Source organism: Mesorhizobium sp. P2_H9, from assembly GCF_056403215.1.
Genome location: NZ_JBFUFX010000007.1, coordinates 141406 through 161802 on the forward strand (window position 1 = coordinate 141406; position 20397 = coordinate 161802).

24 protein-coding genes are annotated in these 20397 nt (G+C 62.8%); 9 read left to right on the forward strand and 15 right to left on the reverse strand.

Annotated elements, in window-relative coordinates; genetic code table 11:
• Window positions 1-3: 3 nt before the first annotated feature.
• The 12 genes from AC1DXN_RS14890 to hisB all read right to left on the reverse strand — a co-directional run bounded on the left by AC1DXN_RS14890 (window position 4) and on the right by hisB (window position 8912).
• Window positions 4-1578 (reverse strand): hypothetical protein, encoded by a 1575-nt coding sequence (locus AC1DXN_RS14890; protein WP_477274249.1) that lies wholly within the window; start codon window positions 1576-1578, stop codon window positions 4-6.
• A gap of 5 nt (window positions 1579-1583) precedes the next feature.
• Window positions 1584-1940, reverse strand: coding sequence for a GtrA family protein (locus AC1DXN_RS14895; RefSeq protein ID WP_477274251.1), 357 nt, complete (start codon window positions 1938-1940; stop codon window positions 1584-1586).
• A 131-nt stretch (window positions 1941-2071) separates the two neighbouring features.
• Window positions 2072-3112: a glycosyltransferase family 2 protein gene (locus tag AC1DXN_RS14900; protein WP_477274253.1), complete on the reverse strand. Its 1041-nt coding sequence runs from the start codon at window positions 3110-3112 to the stop codon at window positions 2072-2074.
• A gap of 76 nt (window positions 3113-3188) precedes the next feature.
• On the reverse strand, window positions 3189-4148 hold the full coding sequence (coaA, locus tag AC1DXN_RS14905) for a type I pantothenate kinase (RefSeq protein ID WP_477240603.1): 960 nt from the start codon (window positions 4146-4148) through the stop codon (window positions 3189-3191).
• A gap of 32 nt (window positions 4149-4180) precedes the next feature.
• On the reverse strand, window positions 4181-4498 hold the full coding sequence (locus tag AC1DXN_RS14910; RefSeq protein ID WP_477274255.1) for a phosphoribosyl-ATP diphosphatase: 318 nt from the start codon (window positions 4496-4498) through the stop codon (window positions 4181-4183).
• A gap of 8 nt (window positions 4499-4506) precedes the next feature.
• Window positions 4507-5313: an imidazole glycerol phosphate synthase subunit HisF gene (gene hisF, locus AC1DXN_RS14915; protein WP_477241842.1), complete on the reverse strand. Its 807-nt coding sequence runs from the start codon at window positions 5311-5313 to the stop codon at window positions 4507-4509.
• Window positions 5310-6146, reverse strand: a complete 837-nt coding sequence (locus AC1DXN_RS14920) for an arginase family protein (protein WP_477274257.1) — start codon at window positions 6144-6146, stop codon at window positions 5310-5312. Before AC1DXN_RS14920 ends, hisF begins: the two co-directional genes overlap by 4 nt.
• Window positions 6143-6892, reverse strand: a complete 750-nt coding sequence (hisA, locus tag AC1DXN_RS14925; protein WP_477274259.1) for a 1-(5-phosphoribosyl)-5-[(5-phosphoribosylamino)methylideneamino]imidazole-4-carboxamide isomerase — start codon at window positions 6890-6892, stop codon at window positions 6143-6145. The genes AC1DXN_RS14920 and hisA overlap by 4 nt, the downstream gene beginning before the upstream one ends.
• Window positions 6893-6895: 3 nt before the next feature.
• Complete coding sequence (locus AC1DXN_RS14930) at window positions 6896-7186, reverse strand: DUF1330 domain-containing protein (protein ID WP_477240611.1); 291 nt, start codon at window positions 7184-7186, stop codon at window positions 6896-6898.
• A complete protein-coding gene (hisH, locus tag AC1DXN_RS14935; RefSeq protein ID WP_477240613.1) occupies window positions 7183-7833 on the reverse strand; it encodes an imidazole glycerol phosphate synthase subunit HisH in 651 nt (216 codons plus the stop codon). Before hisH ends, AC1DXN_RS14930 begins: the two co-directional genes overlap by 4 nt.
• 1 nt (window position 7834) lies before the next feature.
• Window positions 7835-8308 (reverse strand): DUF2628 domain-containing protein, encoded by a 474-nt coding sequence (locus AC1DXN_RS14940; RefSeq protein ID WP_477274261.1) that lies wholly within the window; start codon window positions 8306-8308, stop codon window positions 7835-7837.
• A gap of 4 nt (window positions 8309-8312) precedes the next feature.
• Window positions 8313-8912: an imidazoleglycerol-phosphate dehydratase HisB gene (hisB, locus tag AC1DXN_RS14945; protein WP_477240617.1), complete on the reverse strand. Its 600-nt coding sequence runs from the start codon at window positions 8910-8912 to the stop codon at window positions 8313-8315.
• Window positions 8913-9127: 215 nt separating this feature from the next.
• Between hisB and hslV the strand changes: the two genes are divergently transcribed.
• The 5 genes from hslV (at window position 9128) to AC1DXN_RS14970 (ending at window position 13255) form a co-directional block, all read left to right on the forward strand.
• Window positions 9128-9679 (forward strand): ATP-dependent protease subunit HslV, encoded by a 552-nt coding sequence (gene hslV, locus AC1DXN_RS14950; RefSeq protein WP_109666998.1) that lies wholly within the window; start codon window positions 9128-9130, stop codon window positions 9677-9679.
• Window positions 9669-10196, forward strand: coding sequence for a GNAT family N-acetyltransferase (locus AC1DXN_RS14955; protein ID WP_477274263.1), 528 nt, complete (start codon window positions 9669-9671; stop codon window positions 10194-10196). The genes hslV and AC1DXN_RS14955 overlap by 11 nt, the downstream gene beginning before the upstream one ends.
• A gap of 4 nt (window positions 10197-10200) precedes the next feature.
• On the forward strand, window positions 10201-10800 hold the full coding sequence (locus tag AC1DXN_RS14960; RefSeq protein ID WP_477240622.1) for a DUF2585 domain-containing protein: 600 nt from the start codon (window positions 10201-10203) through the stop codon (window positions 10798-10800).
• A 4-nt stretch (window positions 10801-10804) separates the two neighbouring features.
• Window positions 10805-12118, forward strand: coding sequence for an ATP-dependent protease ATPase subunit HslU (gene hslU / locus AC1DXN_RS14965; protein WP_477274265.1), 1314 nt, complete (start codon window positions 10805-10807; stop codon window positions 12116-12118).
• A 177-nt stretch (window positions 12119-12295) separates the two neighbouring features.
• Window positions 12296-13255 (forward strand): DUF1402 family protein, encoded by a 960-nt coding sequence (locus AC1DXN_RS14970; protein ID WP_477240625.1) that lies wholly within the window; start codon window positions 12296-12298, stop codon window positions 13253-13255.
• Window positions 13256-13271: 16 nt separating this feature from the next.
• Here the strand turns inward: AC1DXN_RS14970 and AC1DXN_RS14975 are convergent, their stop codons facing one another.
• Genes AC1DXN_RS14975 through AC1DXN_RS14985 form a run of 3 tightly spaced genes read right to left on the reverse strand, consistent with a single transcriptional unit; the run spans window position 13272 to window position 15967 of the window.
• Window positions 13272-14510 (reverse strand): NAD(P)/FAD-dependent oxidoreductase, encoded by a 1239-nt coding sequence (locus tag AC1DXN_RS14975; protein ID WP_477274267.1) that lies wholly within the window; start codon window positions 14508-14510, stop codon window positions 13272-13274.
• A complete protein-coding gene (locus AC1DXN_RS14980) occupies window positions 14507-14821 on the reverse strand; it encodes a MocE family 2Fe-2S type ferredoxin (protein ID WP_477240629.1) in 315 nt (104 codons plus the stop codon). The genes AC1DXN_RS14975 and AC1DXN_RS14980 overlap by 4 nt, the downstream gene beginning before the upstream one ends.
• Before the next feature lie 51 nt (window positions 14822-14872).
• Window positions 14873-15967: a fatty acid desaturase family protein gene (locus AC1DXN_RS14985; RefSeq protein ID WP_477241844.1), complete on the reverse strand. Its 1095-nt coding sequence runs from the start codon at window positions 15965-15967 to the stop codon at window positions 14873-14875.
• 183 nt (window positions 15968-16150) lie between these two features.
• Here AC1DXN_RS14985 and AC1DXN_RS14990 point away from each other — a divergent pair, with 183 nt between their 5' ends.
• From AC1DXN_RS14990 to AC1DXN_RS15005, 4 genes are all read left to right on the forward strand, one after another.
• Window positions 16151-17182 (forward strand): LacI family DNA-binding transcriptional regulator, encoded by a 1032-nt coding sequence (locus AC1DXN_RS14990; protein ID WP_477240631.1) that lies wholly within the window; start codon window positions 16151-16153, stop codon window positions 17180-17182.
• Window positions 17183-17485: 303 nt separating this feature from the next.
• Complete coding sequence (locus AC1DXN_RS14995; RefSeq protein ID WP_477240633.1) at window positions 17486-18427, forward strand: sugar ABC transporter substrate-binding protein; 942 nt, start codon at window positions 17486-17488, stop codon at window positions 18425-18427.
• A gap of 100 nt (window positions 18428-18527) precedes the next feature.
• Window positions 18528-19598 (forward strand): ABC transporter permease, encoded by a 1071-nt coding sequence (locus tag AC1DXN_RS15000; protein WP_477240635.1) that lies wholly within the window; start codon window positions 18528-18530, stop codon window positions 19596-19598.
• A gap of 2 nt (window positions 19599-19600) precedes the next feature.
• The gene (locus AC1DXN_RS15005; RefSeq protein WP_477240637.1) at window positions 19601-20368 is read left to right on the forward strand and encodes an ATP-binding cassette domain-containing protein; all 768 of its coding nucleotides are present in this window, start codon (window positions 19601-19603) and stop codon (window positions 20366-20368) included.
• Window positions 20369-20397 lie beyond the last annotated feature (29 nt).

Below are 20397 nucleotides of genomic sequence, written 5' to 3' on the forward strand. Positions count from 1 at the left end.
CGGTCAATTGGTCGAGCTGAGTTTATCCGAGCCGTTGCGAAGGTAGACCAGAACGGTCGGATCTTCGGTGAGAAGTCGATAGTCGCTCATGAAACGGGCGAAATCGTCACGCTGCATCACGCGTGGGATCCAGAACGTATCCGCTTTCTGGACGATCATCAGATCAGGTCTCGCCGTCTCGAGCTCCCGGATCTTGGCGTCGAGAAAATTGTGCTCGAGCGCGTCGAGCCGCGCTGCCTTGACGGTGTTGCCTTGCGCGCGCTCAATCTGTGCAAACAGGGCTGCGAAACCGCCGAGCCAATCGCTGCCGTAAGCAGATATCCACCGGCCTTCGATCATCCGGGTCAGCGGATGACCGCTTTCGATCCCCGACCCGATCAGGCCGACCGTCGGATGATCGACGGCGGCGCGTATGCTGGCGACGAACTCCGCTCCGGGCTTCTGGGTATCTTTGAAAGGCAGCCAGTTCGCCGCAAGCACGGCGGCCAGCAGGATTTTCTGGATCATGCTCAGCCGCACCGCGCCGGGTGAGGACGATCGCTCGACGGCCCGGCAAACGATCGCCGCCAGCATCAGCACTACCGCCGGATAGGCATGATATGGCCAACCCTTGCCTTGGTAGATCAACGGAAGAAGGCCGGCAATCGATGCGATGGTCAGCACCAGGACCAGCGGCGACACCGCCCGGCCGGTGCGCAGAAGCAGCAGGAGGCAGAACGAAATCAGCGACAACCCGCAGTAGGTGACGATTGCCGGCGAAATCTGCTTGTAGCGCAAATAGGTGTCGGCGAGGTTCGGGTAGATGTCGCGCATGAACGCTGGATAAAGCCACAGCACCGCGGCCAGATAGGTCACGCAGGCAATGCCAACAACCCAGTATTCGACGGCAAACAGCGACCTGATGCTGCGCCGGCGCCAGGCGACGTAGAGTGCCGGCGCCAGAATCATCACCGCATAGTAAGGCTTCACCAGCACCATCACGCTGCCCGACAGGCCAACCAACGCGGCCAGCCACCACTGCGGCTCCGATGTGCGGTCGTTCGAAGCACGCCAGGCCATCAGCACCAGCAGCGGCAAGAGCAGGGCGATCCCCAGGTTCTCGCGCTCGCTGAAACTGTTTCCGGGAAACAGCACGAGCAAGGCCAGAAACAACGGCAAAAGCTTGTAGAGTCCCGGATTCTCGGCAAATCGGGCGCGCCGCGCAACGAAACCGGCAAACCCCAGGCCGAAGACGCAGACCGTGTAGGTGTAGGCATGGACCATGTATTCGGGGGCAACGCCGAGCAGCCTGGCGACATACACCGCCGGCAGATACAGCCACACGGTGAAGGGCGGATTGGTCTCGATCAGGTCGACATAGAGGCGGTCTCCGGCCAGCACCCGCTCGCAGAGCGTGATGATCCAGCTGGCATCGGGAATGACGCCCCAGCGCGTTTGCCACGGGACGGCAACGGCGAGAACGATCATCGAGAGGACGAGCGGCCAAAGCCGCCCGGCCCGGCTGACGGCGAAGTCTGTCGTCGAGCCGTCCTCGATCGCATCGGTTGTCGCAGCGCGGAAGGCTCCCACGGTCGCCATGCTCCTCAGGCCGTGGCCACAAAGACGAACTTCCGCAGGATGATGAAGTTCAGGATTGGAACCAGAATGGAGGCAATGGCCACCGGCACGAAAGGCGGCAACCCGACGAGATCCGAGAGGATCACGGCCAGCCCGGTCGAAAGCATGAACCCGACCGCTGTGGCGCCCGCAAAACGGGCGATCTCAAAACCCACCGCGCCGTCCGACATGAAAGTGACGAAGCGGTGCCCGAAATAGGAGAATATGGCGCCGGCGCCGTAGCCGAAGGCCGATGCGGTCACCGCCGGCATGCCGATACTGCGCGGTTGCACCAGGAGGAGCGTGACGACTGCATAGATGAGGGTCGACATGCCGCCGATCATGGCGAAGCGCAGGAACCGTGCCGCTTCCGTCTGCCCTGTCGCCCATGACCAAAACCGGTGCATCGGCGACGGCGGCAGTGCTGCCACGGCAAATGCGTCAATATCCTTGGGATTGACCGGCTGTCGCAAGGTCAGCCGAACCGACGGTCGAGTGACGAAGGCAGCGTGCGCACTTTCGCAGGGTCCGCGTCACGCATGGCGGCGATCGTTTCCTCAAAGCCGGTCAACCGATCGATGACATAGAGCGGCCGGCGCTTGACCTCGGCGTGGATGCCGCCGACGTAGAGGCCGATCACGCCGGTCATGAAAAGATTGATGCCCGACAGGAAAGAGACAATGACGACGGTCGATGTCCAGCCATGAACGACTCCGGTGTCGAACAGCCAGGAGAACACCGCGAAAACACCGAGCAGGGCAGCGACACCTGAAATCGCCAGGCCTGCCCACAGCGCTACGCGGAGCGGCTTTTCAGAAAAACTGACGATGCCGTGAACGGCAAGCCGCAGCATCTTCCAGAACGGATATTTGGTTTCACCGGCTGCGCGCGCCGGCCGCTCGAACGGCACGGCCGTCTGCTTGAAGCCCATCCAGCCGAACATACCCCGCACGAAGCGGTCGCGTTCCGGCATGCGCTTGAAGGTTTCCAGGGCTTTGCGGCCGACCAGCCGGAAATCGCCGACATCGCGCGGAATGGCGACGGAGGTCATGCTCTCGAGCACGCGATAGAACAGGTTCGCCGTCACCCGCTTGAACAGCGTCTCGCCCTCTCGCCTGATGCGGCGGGCGTAGACGATCTCGTAGCCCTCTTTCCATTTGGCGACGAGTTCGAGCACGACTTCCGGCGGATCCTGAAGGTCGGCATCCATGACGATGACGGCCTCGCCGGCGGCCGCGTCCATGCCGGCGGTGATTGCGATCTGATGGCCGAAATTGCGCGACAGCTCTATCAGCCTGAAGCGCGGATCCTCGGCAACCATGCCTCTGAGATAGATGACGCTGGTGTCGCTGCTGCCGTCATCGACGAAAATAGCCTCCGAACGCGCGTCCAAAGCATCGAGCAGCGCGGCAACGCGCCGGATGAGCAGCGGAAGGACGGCTTCCTCGTTGAAGATCGGAATAACCAGGGAATATACCGGGGCCTCTCGACCTGCGGCAGTGCTCGCTTTGATCACCGGCTGCTCCCGACCGCCCGCTGGAATGACCTTCGAAAGCTAATCGGGATTGCCTAAGGTGCCGTTAACCGCGCCGTTACAACTTCCTGAGCGCCACTTCCTCGACCAGGTGATTGGCGCCCTTGCGCAGGATGAGATCGGCCCGCGCCCGCGTCGGCACGATGTTCTCGCGCAAATTCTTCAGATTGATGTTGGCCCACAACCCTTCGGCAATGGCGCGTGCCGCGCCTTCTGACAGTTGCGAATAGCGGTGGAAGAAGGAGTCCGGATTGCGGAAGGCGGTCTCGCGCAGCCGCATGAAGCGGGCGATGTACCATTGGTGGATCAGCTTCTCGTCGGCATCGATATAGATGGCGAAGTCGAAGAAGTCCGACAGGAACGGCACGATCTTGCCGTCCCTCGGCAATTTACCCGGCTGCAGTACGTTGATGCCTTCGAAGATCAATATGTCCGGCCGGTCGATGGTGACGAACTCGCCGGGGATGACGTCATAGGTCAAATGCGAATAGACCGGCGCCCGGACATTGCGCTGCGCCGACTTGATGCCCGACAGGAAACGCAGCAGCGCGCCGACATCGTAGCTGTCGGGAAAGCCCTTGCGCTCCATCAGATTGTCGCGGCGCAGCACCTCGTTGGGCAGCAGGAAGCCGTCGGTGGTGATCAGATCGACCTTCGGGCTCGACGGCCAGCGCGCCAAAAGTTCCTTGAGCACGCGTGCCGTGGTCGACTTCCCGACCGCAACCGAGCCGGCAATGCCGATGATGAACGGCGTCTTGACCACATCCAGCGCGTTGAAGAAGGCCTGGCGCTGGCGGAACAGGAGCTGGCTCGCCTCGACATGCGCGGACAAGAGCCGCGACAGCGACAGATAGATGCGCTTGACCTCTTCGAGGTCGACCGGGTCGTTCAGCGAACGCAGGCGGTTGATTTCATCTTCGCCGAGCGTCAGCGGCGTGTCGGCGCGGAACTGCGACCATTGCTCGGCCGAGAAGAAACGAAAGGGTGAATATTTCTCGGTGGGAGCGAGCTGGTCCATCGAGTTTCCTGCCCTCCTCAGCGATCAGCGTCTCAGGACCGAGACGCCTTTTCTGCGATGCCCGAGCGCCCGGTACGGGTTTCGAGCTCCTTGAGCACGTCGCTCAGCGGAATGTCGGCGATGCCGAGAACGACGAGCCAATGATACAGAAGATCGGCACTTTCCGAAACGAGAGCTTTTCTGTCGCCTTTGACGGCGGCGATGACTGCTTCTACCGCCTCCTCGCCGAGTTTCTGCGCCGCCTTGTCCATGCCGCGCGCGAACAGCTTTGCCGTCCACGAGTCCGGGTCGCCGGACTGCGCGCGTTCGCGAATGGTTTGCTCCAGATCGGAGAGCGAGAACTCAGCCATGACGCAGCCTACAGCCTTTGTGGTTTGGAGTGAAACGGCGAGTCCAGGCGCATCGGCAGCCCGGCAAGCGCCATATGCGCCTTGGCTTGCGCGATCGTGTAGGTGCCGAAATGGAAGATCGATGCCGCCAGCACAGCCCCGGCATGGCCGTCGCGAATGCCCTCGACCATGTGGTCGAGCGTGCCGACGCCGCCCGACGCGATCACCGGCGCACGCACGGCGTCGGCGATGGTGCGGGTAAGCGCGATGTCGTAGCCGGCCTTGGTGCCGTCGCGGTCCATCGACGTCAACAGGATTTCGCCTGCGCCGAGATCGACCATTTTTCGCGCGAATTCGACCGCGTCGATGCCGGTTTTTTCGCGACCGCCATGGGTAAAAATCTCCCAGCGGTCGGCCTCGCCGGCTGCCGACACCTTCTTGGCGTCGATGGCGACGACGATGCACTGGTTGCCGAACTTGTCGGCCGCTTCAGCGACGAAATCAGGGTTCTTCACCGCCGCCGTGTTGATCGACACCTTGTCGGCGCCGGCCAGCAACAGTTTTCGGATGTCGGCGACCTGACGCACGCCGCCGCCGACGGTCAGCGGCATGAAGCATTGTTCGGCGGTGCGGGCGATGACGTCGAAGATCGTCTCGCGATTGTCGGACGAGGCGGTGATGTCGAGAAAGCAGAGCTCGTCGGCGCCGGCCGCGTCATAGGCCTTGGCCGCCTCGACCGGATCGCCGGCGTCGATCAGGTCGACGAAATTGACGCCCTTGACGACGCGGCCGTTCTTCACGTCAAGACAGGGGATGACGCGGGCCTTCAGCATCAGCTCTTCTCCACCGTTGCCAGCAGATCGGCCAGCAATTGGCCGACCAGCGGCGGAACATCGCCTTGCGCATCGAACGCCGGATCGTAGGCAGAGATGGTGATGCCGACGATCGGCAGCAAACCGGCCATGCCGCAGACCGCCTGGCGCAACTGTGCCGGTCGCGGCCCGCCCGAATGCGTATAGCGATTGGCCTGCAATTCGTTGGGGTCGTGGACATCCAGGTCGAGATGCATATGCGTTCGCTTGACGCCGGTGGCCTTCAGCCTTCCGGCTGCCATTGCCGCATCCGGGCATTCCGCTCGAATGACCGGCAATGTCTCCAGCAGCAGCTCTTCCGCAGGATCGAGGTCGCGGGCGTTGACCAGCACGCAGCGGGACGGGTCGATCGCATGAAAGCCGGGAATTGCTTTCGCCATCGCCCGCCAGCAGAGCCCCAGAACCGTCGCCAACGCCATGCCGTCGAGAAAGCCGTAAACGGATGTCTCGGGCGTGTTGAGGTCGCCATGCTGGTCGGCCCAGATGATCGAATCGGCGTCCCCGCCGGCGACCGCACCGGCGCTGGTCAGGCAATTGCCGGCGAGCACAATGGGAAACCGGCCGCGGTCACGGGCGATGCGGACCTCGCCGGAGACGGCGTTGCAGACGGCAAAGCCTGTTGCGATCTCGCGTTCCTGCTCATCTCCGACCTTGCCGATGTCCTCGACGGCAACGTCGTGACCGGCCAGCGTGAGCGCTTCGACCAGCCCGCCTGATATCAGCGCGTCCGGTCCCTGGCCCATGCCGCCGTGATAGTGACCGCTGTCATAGGAGGCCAGGATGATCGAGACTTTCACGGTCTCGCCTCCGCTACGGGCCTGCCGCGCAGGATTGCCAGGGCCTCGGTCGGGTCGATGCGCCCGTCATAGAGCGCGCGGCCGGAGATCGCGCCTTCGAGCTTTTGCGCATCGGGCATGGTCATACGCACGATGTCGGCGATCGAGGCCAGGCCGCCCGAGGCGATGACCGGGATCGACACCGCTTCGGCGAGGCTGATCGTGGCATCCCAGTTGATGCCGGTCAGCACGCCGTCGCGGTCGATGTCGGTGTAGATGATGGCAGCGACACCGGCGCCCTCGAACTTCTTCGCCAATTCGATGACGCCGAGGCTGGAGGCCTCGGCCCAGCCCTCGACCGCCACCTTGCCGCCCTTGGCGTCGATGCCGACGGCGATCTTGCCCGGAAACGCCTTGCAGGCCTGCTTGACCAGGTCGGGATCGCGCACCGCCACCGTACCGAGAATGACTCGGGCGAGCCCGCGATCGAGCCAGTCCTCGATCTGTTCAAGTGTGCGGATGCCGCCGCCAAGCTGCACCGGGTTCTTCGTTGCCTTGAGGATGGCGCCGACCGCCGCGCTGTTGACGCTCTGGCCCTTGAAGGCGCCGTTAAGGTCGACGACATGCAGCCACTCGAAGCCCTGGCTTTCGAAGGCTCTGGCCTGGTCTGCCGGATCGTCGTTGTAGATCGTCGCGGTCGCCATATCGCCGTGCTTCAGCCGCACGCACTGGCCGTCCTTGAGGTCTATGGCCGGAAACAGGATCACGGTTCACACACCTTCCACAATGGCGAAATGCGACGTCGAATAAAGCCGCCGGAGTTTTAGCGCCGCCTGGTATTCGGGTGAATGGAAGCAGGCGAGTGCGACCGCGTAGCTCTCGAACTCGATGATGATGTGGCGACTGCCGGACGGCCCTTCCGGGCTCGACGACTGGCCGCCACGGGTCAGGAATCTTGCGCCGTATTTGTCGAAGGCCGCTTTGTTGGCGGCGATGTAGAGCGGATAGTTTTCCGGATCGGTCACCTCGATCATCGCCATCCAGTAGCCCTTCTTGCTCATGGCTTCCACCGCAGGAAGTTGGTGATCAGCGCCAGGCCGAGCGCCTGGCTCTTTTCGGGATGGAACTGGGTGCCGACGAGGTTGTCGCGGGCGACAGCGGCCGTCACCGGGCCGCCATAGTCGGCGACGGCCAGCACTTCGGTCGGCTTCGTTGCATCGAGGTGGTAGGAATGCACGAAATAGGCGTGCAGCCCCTTGGGTCCGGTGAGAATGCCGGAAAACAGCGGATGTTTGCGCTCCAGATCGATCGTGTTCCAGCCGATCTGCGGGATCTTCAGCGCCGGATCGGAGGGCTTGATCTCCTTGACGTCGCCGGCGATCCAGCCAAAGCCTTTGGTAACGGTCTTTTCGAGGCCGCGTTCCGACATCAACTGCATGCCGACGCAAATGCCGAGGAACGGCCGCCCCTTGGCGATGGCCACCTCCTCCACCGCTTCCCACATGCCGGCGACGGCACGCAAGCCCGCCGCGCAATCGGCATAGGCGCCGACGCCGGGCAGCACGATGCGGTCGGCGGTGCGCACCCGTTCGGCGTCCGCCGTCAGCTCGATCGCGGCAGCAATGCCGGCTTCGTGCGCGGCGCGCTCAAAAGCCTTGGTGGCCGAGCGCAGATTGCCCGAACCGTAGTCGATGATGGCAACACGCATCTCAGGTCTTTCCCGGAATGTGGGTCAGCCCCAGCGCCATGCCCGGCTGCGCCGGCCGCGCCTGGGCGGCGTCCGGAACGATGCGATGCACCGGCGCGCCTTCATCCGACGGCGCCTCGGTTTCCAGCGCGTAGCGGGTGTCGGCATCGTCGATCCCATCGGCCTCGACGACGCCCCATTGCTGCCAGCCCCGCCGGCGCAGCGCCGCGATCCGCAGACCCTGCCCCTCCAGCCCGACATAGAGCGAGACCAGCAGCGAGAGAGCCGAGCCGGCCCATTCGAGCCCTAATTTCTCGCCGAGCATCGACAGCGCGGCCATGGCGACAAAGGCCAGCGCCGCCTCGATCCACAGCCGGTGCCAGGCGAGCCACAACGGCGTCACCAGGAAGCCGAGCCAGGAAAAGCCGTCACGGACAAAGGTCGTATCGGCCTTTTCGCCGCGGCCCGGTGGCTCCATCACGACATAGATGGCCATGATACTATCCCTTCAGCGATCCCTTGGTGGAGGGCACCGCGTCCGGCTGGCGCGGGTCGGGTTCAAGGGCGGCGCGCAGCGCCCGCGCCACCGCCTTGAAGCAGGTCTCGGCAATATGGTGGTTGTTGGCGCCGTAATGGTTGGTTACATGCAGCGTGATGCCGGCATTCTGCGCCAGCGCCTGAAAGAATTCACGCACCAGTTCGGTGTCGAAGGTGCCGATTTTCGGCGACGAGAAGGCAACATTCCACACCAGGAAAGGGCGGCCGGAGACGTCGATCGCCGCCCGCGTCAGCGTCTCGTCCATGGCGAGGTCGATCGAGGCATAGCGCATGATGCCGCGCCGTTCGCCCAGCGCCTTGCTGAGCGCCTGGCCGAGCGCGATGCCGGTGTCCTCGACCGTGTGGTGGTCGTCTATGTGCAGGTCGCCCGTGGCCTTGACCGTCATGTCGATCAGCGAATGGCGCGACAGCTGATCCAGCATATGGTCGAAGAAGCCGATATCAGTCGCAATGTCTGACTTGCCCGAGCCGTCGACATGGACCGATACGGAGATATCGGTTTCCTTGGTCTTGCGGCTTGCTTGCGCGGAACGGGTCGGCATGACCTTGTCCTTGTCTTGGAGTTTGCAGGCTTTCCAAGCCTTCACTGCTTGAAAACGAGAGCCTTCTAGCAGCATGATCCAGCGATTGCCAGTTGCCATGCCAAGCCGCATCGAGGCCGGTTTGCAATCGCCGGGCCTATGCATACATATGGCCGATCAAGTCACTCGTAACGCGCCAATCGCCTTTTGGGATGGCGCTGCTCGGAGCCCAAGAAATGTCGAATGAACTGACCATGCACGCCACGACCATCGTGACGGTGCGCAAGGGCAACAAGGTGGTGATCGCCGGCGACGGCCAGGTCAGCCTCGGCCAGACCATCATGAAGGGCAACGCCAAGAAGGTGCGCCGCATCGGCAAGGGCGGCAATGTCATTGCCGGTTTCGCCGGCGCCACCGCCGACGCCTTCACCTTGCTGGAACGGCTGGAAGCCAAGCTCGAACAATATCCCGACCAACTGACGCGGGCTTGCGTCGAACTCGCCAAGGACTGGCGGACCGACCGCTATCTGCGCCGTCTCGAAGCCATGATGCTGGTGGCTGACAAGTCGGTTTCGCTGGCGCTGACCGGCACCGGCGACGTGCTCGAGCCCGAATTCGGCGTCATGGCCATTGGTTCGGGCGGCAATTACGCGCTGGCCGCGGCGCGCGCGCTGATGGACAGCGACAAGGATGCCGAGGAGATCGCCCGCAAGGCGATGCAGATCGCGTCGGACATCTGCGTCTACACCAACAACAATTTCGTCATCGAAACGCTCGATGCCGGCTGATCCGGTTTTGCTCTACGATTTTCGGCCGGTGACCGAGAAGGACCTGCCGATGATCGCGGCATGGCTCGCCGAGCCGCATGTGGCTGAGTGGTGGGACGATCCCGAAACGGAAATCGCTGAAATTCGTGAGCATATCGACTCGATTTCCGTCGAACCGCTGATCGTCGAGCTCGACGGCAAGCCGATCGCCTATCTGCAGAGCTACGACCCGCACCTGGAGGACGGCCATCCCTATGCCGACCAGCCATTCGGCACGCTCGGCATCGACCTGTCGATCGGCGTGCCGGGATTTGTCGGGGCCGGCCATGGCTCGGCCATTGTCCGCCAGTTCGTCGAGCAGCTGTTCGAGGAAGGCGCGCCGCGCGTCATCATCGACCCGGATCCGTCCAATGGACGGGCCATTCGCGCCTATGAGAAGGCCGGTTTCAGAGCCATCGATCGCAGGCACTCTAGATATGGGGACGTCGTTCTGATGGCCGTCGATGCCGAAGAGAGCGACGCGGAAGAGGGGGAATGATCTGATGACGACACCGGTCAAGGACGACAGCTATTCGGCCTATGAAGACTCCTGGCGGATGGGGTTGCTGCTTGTCCTCGCTCTGATCGTCTTCCAGGCCGGGGCGCTGTACGGCATGGGGCGAACGCCGATCTGCACCTGCGGCTATGTCAAACTCTGGCATGGTGTTGTGCAGAGTTCGGAGAATTCCCAGCATATTTCCGACTGGTACACCTTCTCGCACATCATCCACGGCTTCCTGTTCTACGCGCTGGCGCGGTTCCTGTTCCCGCGTTCACCGATCGGGCTCAGGCTGGCCTTTGCCGTCCTCATCGAGGGTGGCTGGGAATTGCTCGAGAACAGCCCGTTCATCATCGACCGCTACCGCGCCGGCACCATCTCGCTCGATTACTACGGCGACAGCATCATCAATTCGGTGTCCGACACACTGGCCATGGTGCTGGGATTTGTGATGGCGCGAAGGCTACCTATATGGGTGATCGTCAGCCTCGCCATCATCTTCGAACTCGGTACCGGCTACCTCATCCGGGACAATCTGACACTCAACGTGATCATGCTGCTGCATCCGTTCGAGGCCATCAAGCAGTGGCAAAGTGGAATTTAGTGACATGACGACATTTTCTCCCCGCGAAATCGTTTCGGAGCTCGACCGCTTCATCATCGGCCAGAAGGACGCCAAGCGCGCCGTGGCCATTGCCTTGCGCAACCGCTGGCGCCGCCAGCAGCTCCAAGGCCAGATGCGTGAAGAGGTGATGCCGAAGAACATCCTGATGATCGGGCCGACTGGCGTCGGCAAGACCGAGATTTCGCGCCGCCTGGCGCGTCTGGCCGGAGCCCCCTTCGTCAAGGTCGAGGCGACCAAGTTCACCGAGGTCGGCTATGTCGGCCGCGATGTCGAGCAGATCATCCGGGACCTGGTCGAGATCGCCATCGGCCTGGTGCGCGATAAGATGCGCGAAGACGTCAAGGCGCGCGCCCATATCAATGCCGAGGAACGGGTGCTGGAAGCCCTTGTCGGCAAGACGGCGAGCCCGGCCACCCGCGACAGTTTCCGCAAGAAATTGCGCGACGGCGAGCTCGACGACAAGGAGATCGAGGTCGAAGTGGCCGATACCGGCACTGGCGGCATGCCCGGCTTCGAGATCCCCGGCATGCCGGGCGCCAATATCGGCGTGCTCAACATCAATGACATGCTGTCGAAGGCGATGGGCGGCAAGAAGACCAAGACGCGCAAGACGACGGTGAAGGAATCCTACGCGCTTCTGGTCAACGACGAGTCCGACAAGCTGCTCGACCAGGACGAGGTGGTGCGCCAGGCGCTCGATGCGACGGAAAATGATGGCATCGTCTTCCTCGACGAGATCGACAAGATCGCGTCGCGCGAAGGCGGCATGGGCGCCGGCGTTTCGCGCGAAGGCGTGCAGCGTGACCTGCTGCCGCTGATCGAAGGCACGACGGTGGCGACCAAGTATGGACCGCTGAAGACCGACCACATCCTGTTCATCGCCTCCGGCGCCTTCCACGTTTCGAAGCCGTCCGATCTGTTGCCGGAATTGCAGGGCCGCCTGCCGATCCGCGTCGAATTGCGGGCGCTGGAGAAGGACGATTTCGTCCGCATCCTCACCGAGACAGAGGCCAGCCTGATCAAGCAATACATCGCGCTGATGAAGACCGAGGGCGTCGACCTGACCTTCACCGACGATGCCATCGATTCGCTTGCCGGCATCGCCGTCGATCTCAACGCCAGCGTCGAGAACATCGGCGCCAGGCGCCTGCAGACGGTGATGGAGCGGGTGCTGGACGAGATCTCCTATGACGCGCCCGACCGTAACGGCACCTCGGTGACCATCGACGCCGCCTATGTGGAAAAGCACGTCGGTGACCTCTCCAGAAACACAGATTTGTCGCGATTCATCCTTTAAAGGGCAATTCATCTCGTAAAGGGCGGGCCGGGGCGGCACGCAATCTGCCGGCAGGATTTGCGAAGGTGTGGCCAAATGGAAGCATCTGGCCAGCTTTCGACCCGCCGGGCCAAGGGGTCTATCGACTCCCCTAGGAGCATTACCTAGTTTGCCCCCCGACTATTTAGGCGGCGGTGCATGAAAAAACTGATCTTCGTCATTCTCGGCTTGGCGCTGGCGACAACCATGTTCGCGGCCCAGGCGGCAACCATGGTGCCGCCGGGAAACCGCAACGTCGAACAGCCCGACATACCGGGCGCTTCCAGCCGACGCACCCAGGCCACCAACACCACTTTCCAGGCGAAATACCGCAAGGTCTACGCGCTACTGCAGAGCGACGCCGAATTGCGCGGCAAGATCAAGCAGGCGGCCTCCGCCTACGGCATCGACCCGATGCATATCGTCGGCGCCATCGTCGGCGAGCATACCTACAATGTCGACGCCTATGACCGGCTGCAGACCTACTACGTCAAGGCGATCTCCTATCTCTCCAGCAAGCTCTCCTTTGCCTATGACGGCGAGGACATCACCGATTTCGTGCAGCGGCCGGAATTCGCCAAATGCACCGCCAAGTCGGACAGCTACGATCTGTGGGAATGCCGCGAGCAGGTGTGGAACCGGTCCTTTCGCGGCAAGAGCGTCGGCGGGGAGAGTTTTCCCAACGACCGCTTCGGCGCCACCTTCTTCCAGCCCTATTATGCAGGCCAGACCTTTGGCCTTGGCCAGCTCAACCCGCTGACCGCGCTGCAGATGAGCGATCTCGTGCACAAGGTGTCCGGCCTGCCGAAGCTCGACGTCAGCGATCCGAACGCCGTCTACAAGACCATCATGGATCCGGACCTGACGCTGCCTTATGTCGCGGCGACGATCAAGAAATCGATCGACGCCTACAAGGGCATTGCCGGCTTCGACATCTCAGGCAATCCCGGCGTCACCTCGACGCTGTACAATATCGGCAATCCCGAACAGCACGCCTATGAGCTGAAGGTCGAGAATGACAGGCGCCGCGCCGCCGGCGAGCCGGTGAAGCTGCCCGAGGAAAACTACTACGGCTGGCTGGTCAACGACAAACTGTCGGAGCTCAAGGCGCTGTTCTAGGATGCGTTGATGCGGTCTACGCCGCCAGCAACGACTTCAGCTTGACGGTCTGCGAGCCGAGCGCTTCCGGCGTCGGCTTTGCCCGCTTGCCGATCAGCATCTCGGCCAGCCTGATGTCGCGGGCGACCGCATTGCCGGGGCCGATGCCGCTCGCCGCCACCAGCCTGCCGTCCTCAGCCAGGTGGAACAGGATGAAGGCGCCGTCGTCGAGATCACGGCGCACGACGCTGCGGCCTTCATCCGAAAGGCCGGCGATCTGCAAGCTCAGGCCATATTGATCCGACCAGAACCACGGCACCGCTGCATGCGCCTCGCCGGCGCCCAGCATGTTTCTCGCGGCAAGCGCGCCTTGCTCCTGTGCGTTGCGCCAGGCTTCGAGCCGCACCTGCCTTCCGCCATAGACGGCCAGCGGAAACGAGCAGCAATCGCCGGCGGCATAAATGTCGGGATCGCTGCTGCGCAATTCGCCATCGACCGCGATGCCATTGTCGATCGTCAGCCCCGCTTCCGCGGCAAGTCCGGTCACCGGTACGGCGCCGATGCCGATCACCGCAAGGTCGGCGACGATGTCGCGCCCGCCGGCCAGCGTGATGCGCACCTGCGCACCGTCGTCGGCGATGGCCGCGATGCCGTCACCGCACAGGATGGTCACGCCTTCGGCTTCATGCGCCGCGTGGATCACCTTAGCGATTTCGGCCGGCACGCCGCGCATCAGAATGCGCGGCTGCGCCTCGATGACGGTGACATCGGCGCCCAATTTGCGCGCTGCTGCGGCAAGCTCGAGCCCGATGAAGCCGCCGCCGACGATGGCGATGCGGTTGCCGGCCCGCAAATGGGCGCGAATGGCCAGCGCGTCGGCAAAAGTTCTGAGATAGACGCAGCGCGGCCCAAGGCCCGGCATCGGCAGTCTGCGCGGCGTCGAGCCGGTTGCCAGAAGCAGTCTGTCATAAGGCAGCACCGAACCGTCCGACAGGCGCACGCTGTGTGCTGTGCGGTCGATCGACACGGCCTGGACCGAATGGATATGCCTGATCGATTTTTCGGCCAGCAAGGCCTCGCTGGCAATCGCCTTGATCTCGGGCGCGTCGCTGACCATCGCGTCTTTCGACAGCGGAGGCCGCTCATAGGGCAGATGCGGTTCGTCACCGACCAGCGTCACGGGGCCGTCATAGCCGAGGTCGCGCAGCGCCAGCGCCGCGCGCCCGCCGCATTCGCCGGCACCGATGATGACCATGCCTTTTGTCATCGCCATCATCCGATCTGGATCAGCACTTTGCCGGCGTCGACCTTGACCGGATAGGTCTTCAGGTTGACGCAGACCGGCGCGCCCCTGGCGTCACCCGTCTTGTAGTTGAAGCGGCCATTGTGTTTCGGGCATTCGATGATGTCGTCCATCACCAGCCCGTCGGCCAGATGCACCTTCTCGTGCGTGCACAGCCCGTCGGTGGCGAAATAGTCGTCATCGGGGCTGCGATAGATGGCGAAGGTGCGGCCGCCGTGGTCGAACCGCATCACATCCTCTTCGTCGATGTCTCCGGCCGCACAGGCCTCGACCCAGTCGCTCATTAATTCCTCCCGGTAGAATTTGGCCCGTCAGCTGCCCGTTACAGGCTGCTGTCATTCCGCTGCCTTCGCAGCAGCAGGGTCGCTGTGGAATTCGCCACGATAGGGCCGCGCCGTCGGCGGCAGCTCGCGCTTGAGGAAATAGTCTTCATTGCGCAACTGGCGCAGGAAAGCCGGTATCATCTCGCGATAGCCGGCCAGGATCGACGGCGTCGGCGCCGGCAGATCGTGCTTGATCAGCTCATGCAGCTTCGGCAGTGCGTGATAGGGCACCATCGGGAACATGTGGTGCTCCACATGGTAGTTCATGTTCCAGTATATGAAGCGGCTGATCGGGTTCATCAGCACGGTGCGGCTGTTGAGCCGATGGTCGATGACGTTGTCGGCGAGGCCGCCATGCTGCAGCAGGCCGGTCAGCACATGGTGCCAGGCGCCGTAGAGCCTGGGCAGGCCGACCAGCATCAGCGGCAGGAATGAGCCGTAGTACAGAGCCAGCGCGATGGTGGCGGCATAGATCGCCGTCCAGATGCGGGCAATGCGGATCGCCTTCGGCTGCTCCTGCTCGGGAATGAAGGTCTTTTCCGCCGGGCTGATGTTGCCGGCCGCGTTGCGCAGCATGTCGCTCATCGCATGCCAGGCATCCAGCACGCCGACGAAGGCCAGCGCCGTACGGATCAGGTCCGGCGGCCGCATCACCGATATCTCCGGGTCGCGGCCGACGATGATGGTGTCGGTATGGTGCCGCGTGTGGCTCCAGCGCCAGGTCACTGGATTGCGCATGATCATGAAGCAGGCGATCTGATAGATTGCATCGTTCATCCACTGCGTCCTGAAGGCCGTGCCATGGCCGCATTCGTGCCAGCGGGAATCGGTAGAAGAGCCGTAAAGCGTGCCGTAGACGAAAAAGAACGGCACGCACCACCATGTGCCCCAGAACCAGGCGCCGCCGGCCGCGCTGAGGATAAGGGCCGCAAGCCAGATGATGGTGTCGCGGATCGCCGGCTGGTCCGAGCGCTGCATCAGCTCCTTCATCTGCTTGCGCGAGACATCGGTGTGATACCACTCCGCCGCCGACAGCCCGGTCTCGACGGCGAGCCTGGCGTCGCGGCCGATCAGGCTGTAGTCGCGCCGGGACGGTGCTGCTTCCATCACTGCCGTCATCGAGGTTCTCCATCGCGCCTTGCGATCAGCCCACAACGGAAGCTCGGGCGCAATGGCTGGCGTCGGATTCCAAAATAGCGCCAAGCCATGATAGTCTCAATATCACAAAGATAGTTTCTATCATTTCATATCAGAATGAGGTACTCTTTGTCCTCAAGCAGTGGAGGATCCATGGCAAAGCGGCCAACCATCACCGATCTGGCGCGCATCTCGGGCGTCAGCGTCGCCACCGTCGACCGGGTGTTGAACAACCGGCTGCCGGTGCGCGAGGAAACCGCGCGCCGCGTCTATGAGGCAGCGACCGGTATCGGCTATCACGCTGCCGGGCTGATCAAGCAGCGCATGCGCCAGGAATTGCCCGAATACCGCCTCGGCTTTCTGCTACTGCGCGGCAATGATGTCTTCTACGGCGATTTCGCGCGGGAACTGGAAGTGGCGGTCTCGCAGTCGCAGCGCTTCCGCGGCGTCGCCACCATCGACTTTGCCACTTCGCTCGCCGCCGACGAGATCGCCGCCCAGATGCGCAAGCTGGCGGCGAAATCCAGGGCCATCGCCGTTGTCGGCCCGGACCATCCGACGCTGACGGCGGCCGTCGAGGCGCTGAAGGCGAGGGGGCAACCGGTCTTTTCCCTGCTGTCCGACTTTGCCGCCGGCATTCGCGAGGGCTATGTCGGCCTCGACAACCGCAAGGTCGGTCGCAGCGCGGCCTGGATGATCGCCAAGGCGGCGCCGAAGCCCGGCAAGGTCGCCCTTTTCGTCGGCAGCCATCGCTTTCACGGCCATGAGCTGCGCGAGATCGGCTTTCGCTCCTTCTTCCGCGAACATGCGCCTGAGTTCACGGTGATGGAAACGCTGGTCAATCTGGAAGCCAACCAGGTGACCCACGATGCGATGATCGATCTCCTGGCGCGCTATCAGGATCTTGCTGGCTGCTACGTCGCCGGCGGCGGCATGGAAGGCGCGGTCTCGGCGCTGCGGGCGGCGAAGCCGGCAAACATGCCGGTGGTCGTCTGCAACGAGATCAACGCCGAATCGCGCGCGGCACTTGCCGACAACATCCTGACGATGGTGATCTCGACGCCGCTCGCCGCACTGTGCCGCGAGCTGGTCGGTCTGATGGCGCATGCCATCGAGGCCGGCGCCGCCAACGCGCCGGGCCAGACCTTTCTGCCCTTCGACATCTATCTTCCGGAAAACATTTGACCCCTCGCCGGCGCGAGTCGGCCGCCGGAAATGATAGAATCTATCAGAGCAGGCCGAAAATCCGCCATCCGACCGCGGAATCACCCTTGACGTCCTGACAGAAAATGGAATAAAAATTTCACCAACTGGGCATTTTGGTTCTTTCGTTCCGGAACATCTGTTTCAAACTGAGCGCCTGGCGTTCCAATTGCGCGCAAAAGGCCATCCGGAACTGAAACGACAATCGGGAGAGATTCCCTGGGAGATCGGGGATTCCGGGTAGAATCGGTGCAGCCGGACACCAATGTGTGGAGGAGAACGAAAATGAAGAAACTGCTTTTGGGCGTCGCCTTTGCGGCGCTGATGAGTTCGTCGGCACTCGCGGCCAAGGTCGGCGTGTCGATGGCCAAGTTCGACGACAACTTCCTGACCGTGCTGCGCAACGGCATGATCGAGCAGGCCAAGGGCATGAGCGGTGTCGAGCTGCAAGTGGAGGACGCGCAGAACGACGTTGCCAAGCAGCTTGACCAGATCAAGAACTTCGCCGCCTCGGGCGTTGATGCGATCATCGTCAATCCGGTCGACACCTCGGCCACGCAGGCGATGTCCGACGCCGCCGCCGCCGCCAAGATCCCGCTGGTCTACGTCAACCGCGAGCCGGTCAATGTCGACACGCTGCCGGACAACCAGGCTTTCGTCGCTTCGAATGAGGCCGATTCCGGCACACTCGAGACCAAGGAAGTCTGCCGCCTGTTCACCGAAGCCGGCAAGAAAGAAGCCAATGTCTATGTGATCATGGGCGAACTGTCGAACCAGGCCGCGGTGCAGCGCACCAAGGACATCGACGATGTGATCGCCACGCCGGAATGCAGCTTCATCAAGATCATCGACAAGCAGACGTCGAACTGGAACCGTGACGAAGCCCAGAACCTGATGACCAACTGGCTGTCGACCAACAAGCCGTTCGACGGCGTCATCGCCAACAACGACGAAAGCGCCATCGGCGCGATCCAGGCAATGAAAGCCGCCAACATCGACATGAAGACGGTTGTCGTCGGCGGCGTCGATGCCACTCAGGACGCGCTTGCAGCAATGCAGGCGGGCGACCTTGACGCGACGGTGTTCCAGGATGCCGCCGGCCAGGGTGCCGGTGCTCTCGACGCCGCGCTGAAGCTCGCCAAGGGTGAGAAGGTGGAACACAAGGTCTACATCCCCTTCCAGCTGGTCACCCCGGCAAACATCGACAAGTTCCTGAAGAAGAACTGAGGCTTCGCAACGATCGGGAGCGGCGCGAAAAAGCGCCGCTCCTCCTTTCCCGACCTGCCCGAGCGGGCGGCGGAAGCGCGGCCGACGGAGGACAGAAGACGTGGCACAGACATCTCATGGCGTCGGCGGGCTCAGCTATGATGCGAAGAAGCGCGCATGGCCGGCTGAGTTCAACGTGTTCCTGGCGCTCATCATCCTCGTCGGCGCCTTCGAACTGATCGGCCGGGTCTTCCTCGGCGACAGTTTCCTGTTCAACACCCGCGACAATGTCGACGCGATCTTCAACCAGCAGCGGCTCGAGATCATCATCCTGCAGGTGTCGATCGTCGGCATCATCGCCATCGGCGTGACGCAGGTGATCATCTGTGGCGGCATCGACCTGTCTTCGGGCTCGATCGTCGGCGCTACCGCGATGATTGCCATGAGTTTTGCCCAGGTGGCGACGGTCAACGGCAACCCGAATCCCAAGGCGATGTTCGTCGGTTGGACCGACCTGCCGGTGATCGTCCCGGTGTTTGTCGCCATCGGCTGCGGCCTGCTGGCCGGCCTCGTCAACGGCGCACTTATTGCCTATACGCGCATTCCGCCCTTTATCGCCACGCTCGGCATGATGGTCACCGCGCGCGGCATCGCCAAATGGTGGTCCAAGGGCCAGCCGATCTCGTTTCCGACAGACGGTTTCGCGGCAATCGGCAAGGGCCTGATGCCGGTCGTCATCTTCATATCGCTGGCAATACTGTTCCAGCTGATCCTGACCTACACCAAATACGGCAAGCACTGTTATGCTATCGGCTCCAATGAGGATGCCGCGCGCATGTCTGGCATCAACATCGCCAACCACAAGATCCTCGTCTATGCCATCGCCAGCATCCTCGCCGCGCTCGCCGCCGTCGTGCTGTGCTCGAAGAACCTGACCGCCCAATCCGGCATGGGCGTGATGTACGAACTCGACGCCATCGCCATGGCGGTCATCGGCGGCGTCTCGCTGTCGGGCGGCCGCGGCTCGATCATCGGCACGGTGATCGGTTCGCTGATCTTCGGCGTCATCATCTCCGGCTTCACCTTCCTGCGCCTCGACGCCTACTACCAGGAGATGGTCAAGGGCGTGATCATCGTCGGCGCGGTGGTTCTCGACCAATGGCGCCAGCGCCGGCGCGCGATAGGAGGTTGATCATGTCGGACATCGTTCTGAAGACAGAAAACCTGACCAAGCGCTATGGCGGCGTGCATGCGCTCGAAGGCGCGAATTTCGAACTGCGCAAAGGCGAGCATGTCGCCATCATGGGCGACAACGGCGCCGGCAAATCGACCTTCGTGCGTCAGATCACCGGCGTCGAACAGCGCACCGACGGCAAGGTCTGGTTCGACGGCAAGGAAGTGAACTTTTCCGGCCCCATCGAAGCGCGCGAGGCCGGCATCGAGACCGTGTTCCAGAACCTGGCGCTCGCCGACGATCTCGACGTGCCGTCCAACCTGTTTCTCGGCCGCGAGAAGGTGCTGTTCAATCTCGGGCCGTTCTCGATCCTCGACCGCAAGTTCATGCGCAAGGCGACCGAGGCGGCGCTTGTCCGCACGGCGGTCAAGATCCCCAATCTGTCCAGCACCATCCGCCACATGTCGGGCGGTCAGCGCCAGTGCGTGGCGATCGCCCGCACCGCGACCTTTGCTTCCAAGCTCATCATCATGGACGAGCCGACGGCAGCGCTTGGCGTGCAGGAGACGGCGCAGGTCGAAAACATCATCCGCACGCTGAAGGAAAATGGCGAGCCGCTGATCCTGATCAGCCACAACATGCGCCAGGTGTTCGACCTGGTCGACCGCATCGTCGTCTTCCGCCGTGGCAAGATTGTCGCCAATCTGCGCAAGCAGGACACCGACGGCAACGATATCGTCTCCTACATCACCGGCGCCAAGACCGGCGAGGCGGAACTCGCGGCATAAACAGGGTGGCCATCCGGTTTCCGGGACGA

Coding starts and splice junctions, on each gene's coding strand:
- AC1DXN_RS14890 (WP_477274249.1), bottom strand. CDS start 1,578: ATGGCGACCGTGGGAGCCTTCCGCGCTGCGACAACCGATGCGATCGAG.
- AC1DXN_RS14895 (WP_477274251.1), bottom strand. CDS start 1,940: ATGATCGGCGGCATGTCGACCCTCATCTATGCAGTCGTCACGCTCCTC.
- coaA (WP_477240603.1), bottom strand. CDS start 4,148: ATGGACCAGCTCGCTCCCACCGAGAAATATTCACCCTTTCGTTTCTTC.
- AC1DXN_RS14910 (WP_477274255.1), bottom strand. CDS start 4,498: ATGGCTGAGTTCTCGCTCTCCGATCTGGAGCAAACCATTCGCGAACGC.
- AC1DXN_RS14930 (WP_477240611.1), bottom strand. CDS start 7,186: ATGAGCAAGAAGGGCTACTGGATGGCGATGATCGAGGTGACCGATCCG.
- hisH (WP_477240613.1), bottom strand. CDS start 7,833: ATGCGTGTTGCCATCATCGACTACGGTTCGGGCAATCTGCGCTCGGCC.
- AC1DXN_RS14940 (WP_477274261.1), bottom strand. CDS start 8,308: ATGGCCATCTATGTCGTGATGGAGCCACCGGGCCGCGGCGAAAAGGCC.
- hisB (WP_477240617.1), bottom strand. CDS start 8,912: ATGCCGACCCGTTCCGCGCAAGCAAGCCGCAAGACCAAGGAAACCGAT.
- hslV (WP_109666998.1), top strand. CDS start 9,128: ATGTCGAATGAACTGACCATGCACGCCACGACCATCGTGACGGTGCGC.
- AC1DXN_RS14955 (WP_477274263.1), top strand. CDS start 9,669: ATGCCGGCTGATCCGGTTTTGCTCTACGATTTTCGGCCGGTGACCGAG.
- AC1DXN_RS14960 (WP_477240622.1), top strand. CDS start 10,201: ATGACGACACCGGTCAAGGACGACAGCTATTCGGCCTATGAAGACTCC.
- hslU (WP_477274265.1), top strand. CDS start 10,805: ATGACGACATTTTCTCCCCGCGAAATCGTTTCGGAGCTCGACCGCTTC.
- AC1DXN_RS14970 (WP_477240625.1), top strand. CDS start 12,296: ATGAAAAAACTGATCTTCGTCATTCTCGGCTTGGCGCTGGCGACAACC.
- AC1DXN_RS14975 (WP_477274267.1), bottom strand. CDS start 14,510: ATGATGGCGATGACAAAAGGCATGGTCATCATCGGTGCCGGCGAATGC.
- AC1DXN_RS14980 (WP_477240629.1), bottom strand. CDS start 14,821: ATGAGCGACTGGGTCGAGGCCTGTGCGGCCGGAGACATCGACGAAGAG.
- AC1DXN_RS14985 (WP_477241844.1), bottom strand. CDS start 15,967: ATGGAAGCAGCACCGTCCCGGCGCGACTACAGCCTGATCGGCCGCGAC.
- AC1DXN_RS14990 (WP_477240631.1), top strand. CDS start 16,151: ATGGCAAAGCGGCCAACCATCACCGATCTGGCGCGCATCTCGGGCGTC.
- AC1DXN_RS14995 (WP_477240633.1), top strand. CDS start 17,486: ATGAAGAAACTGCTTTTGGGCGTCGCCTTTGCGGCGCTGATGAGTTCG.
- AC1DXN_RS15005 (WP_477240637.1), top strand. CDS start 19,601: ATGTCGGACATCGTTCTGAAGACAGAAAACCTGACCAAGCGCTATGGC.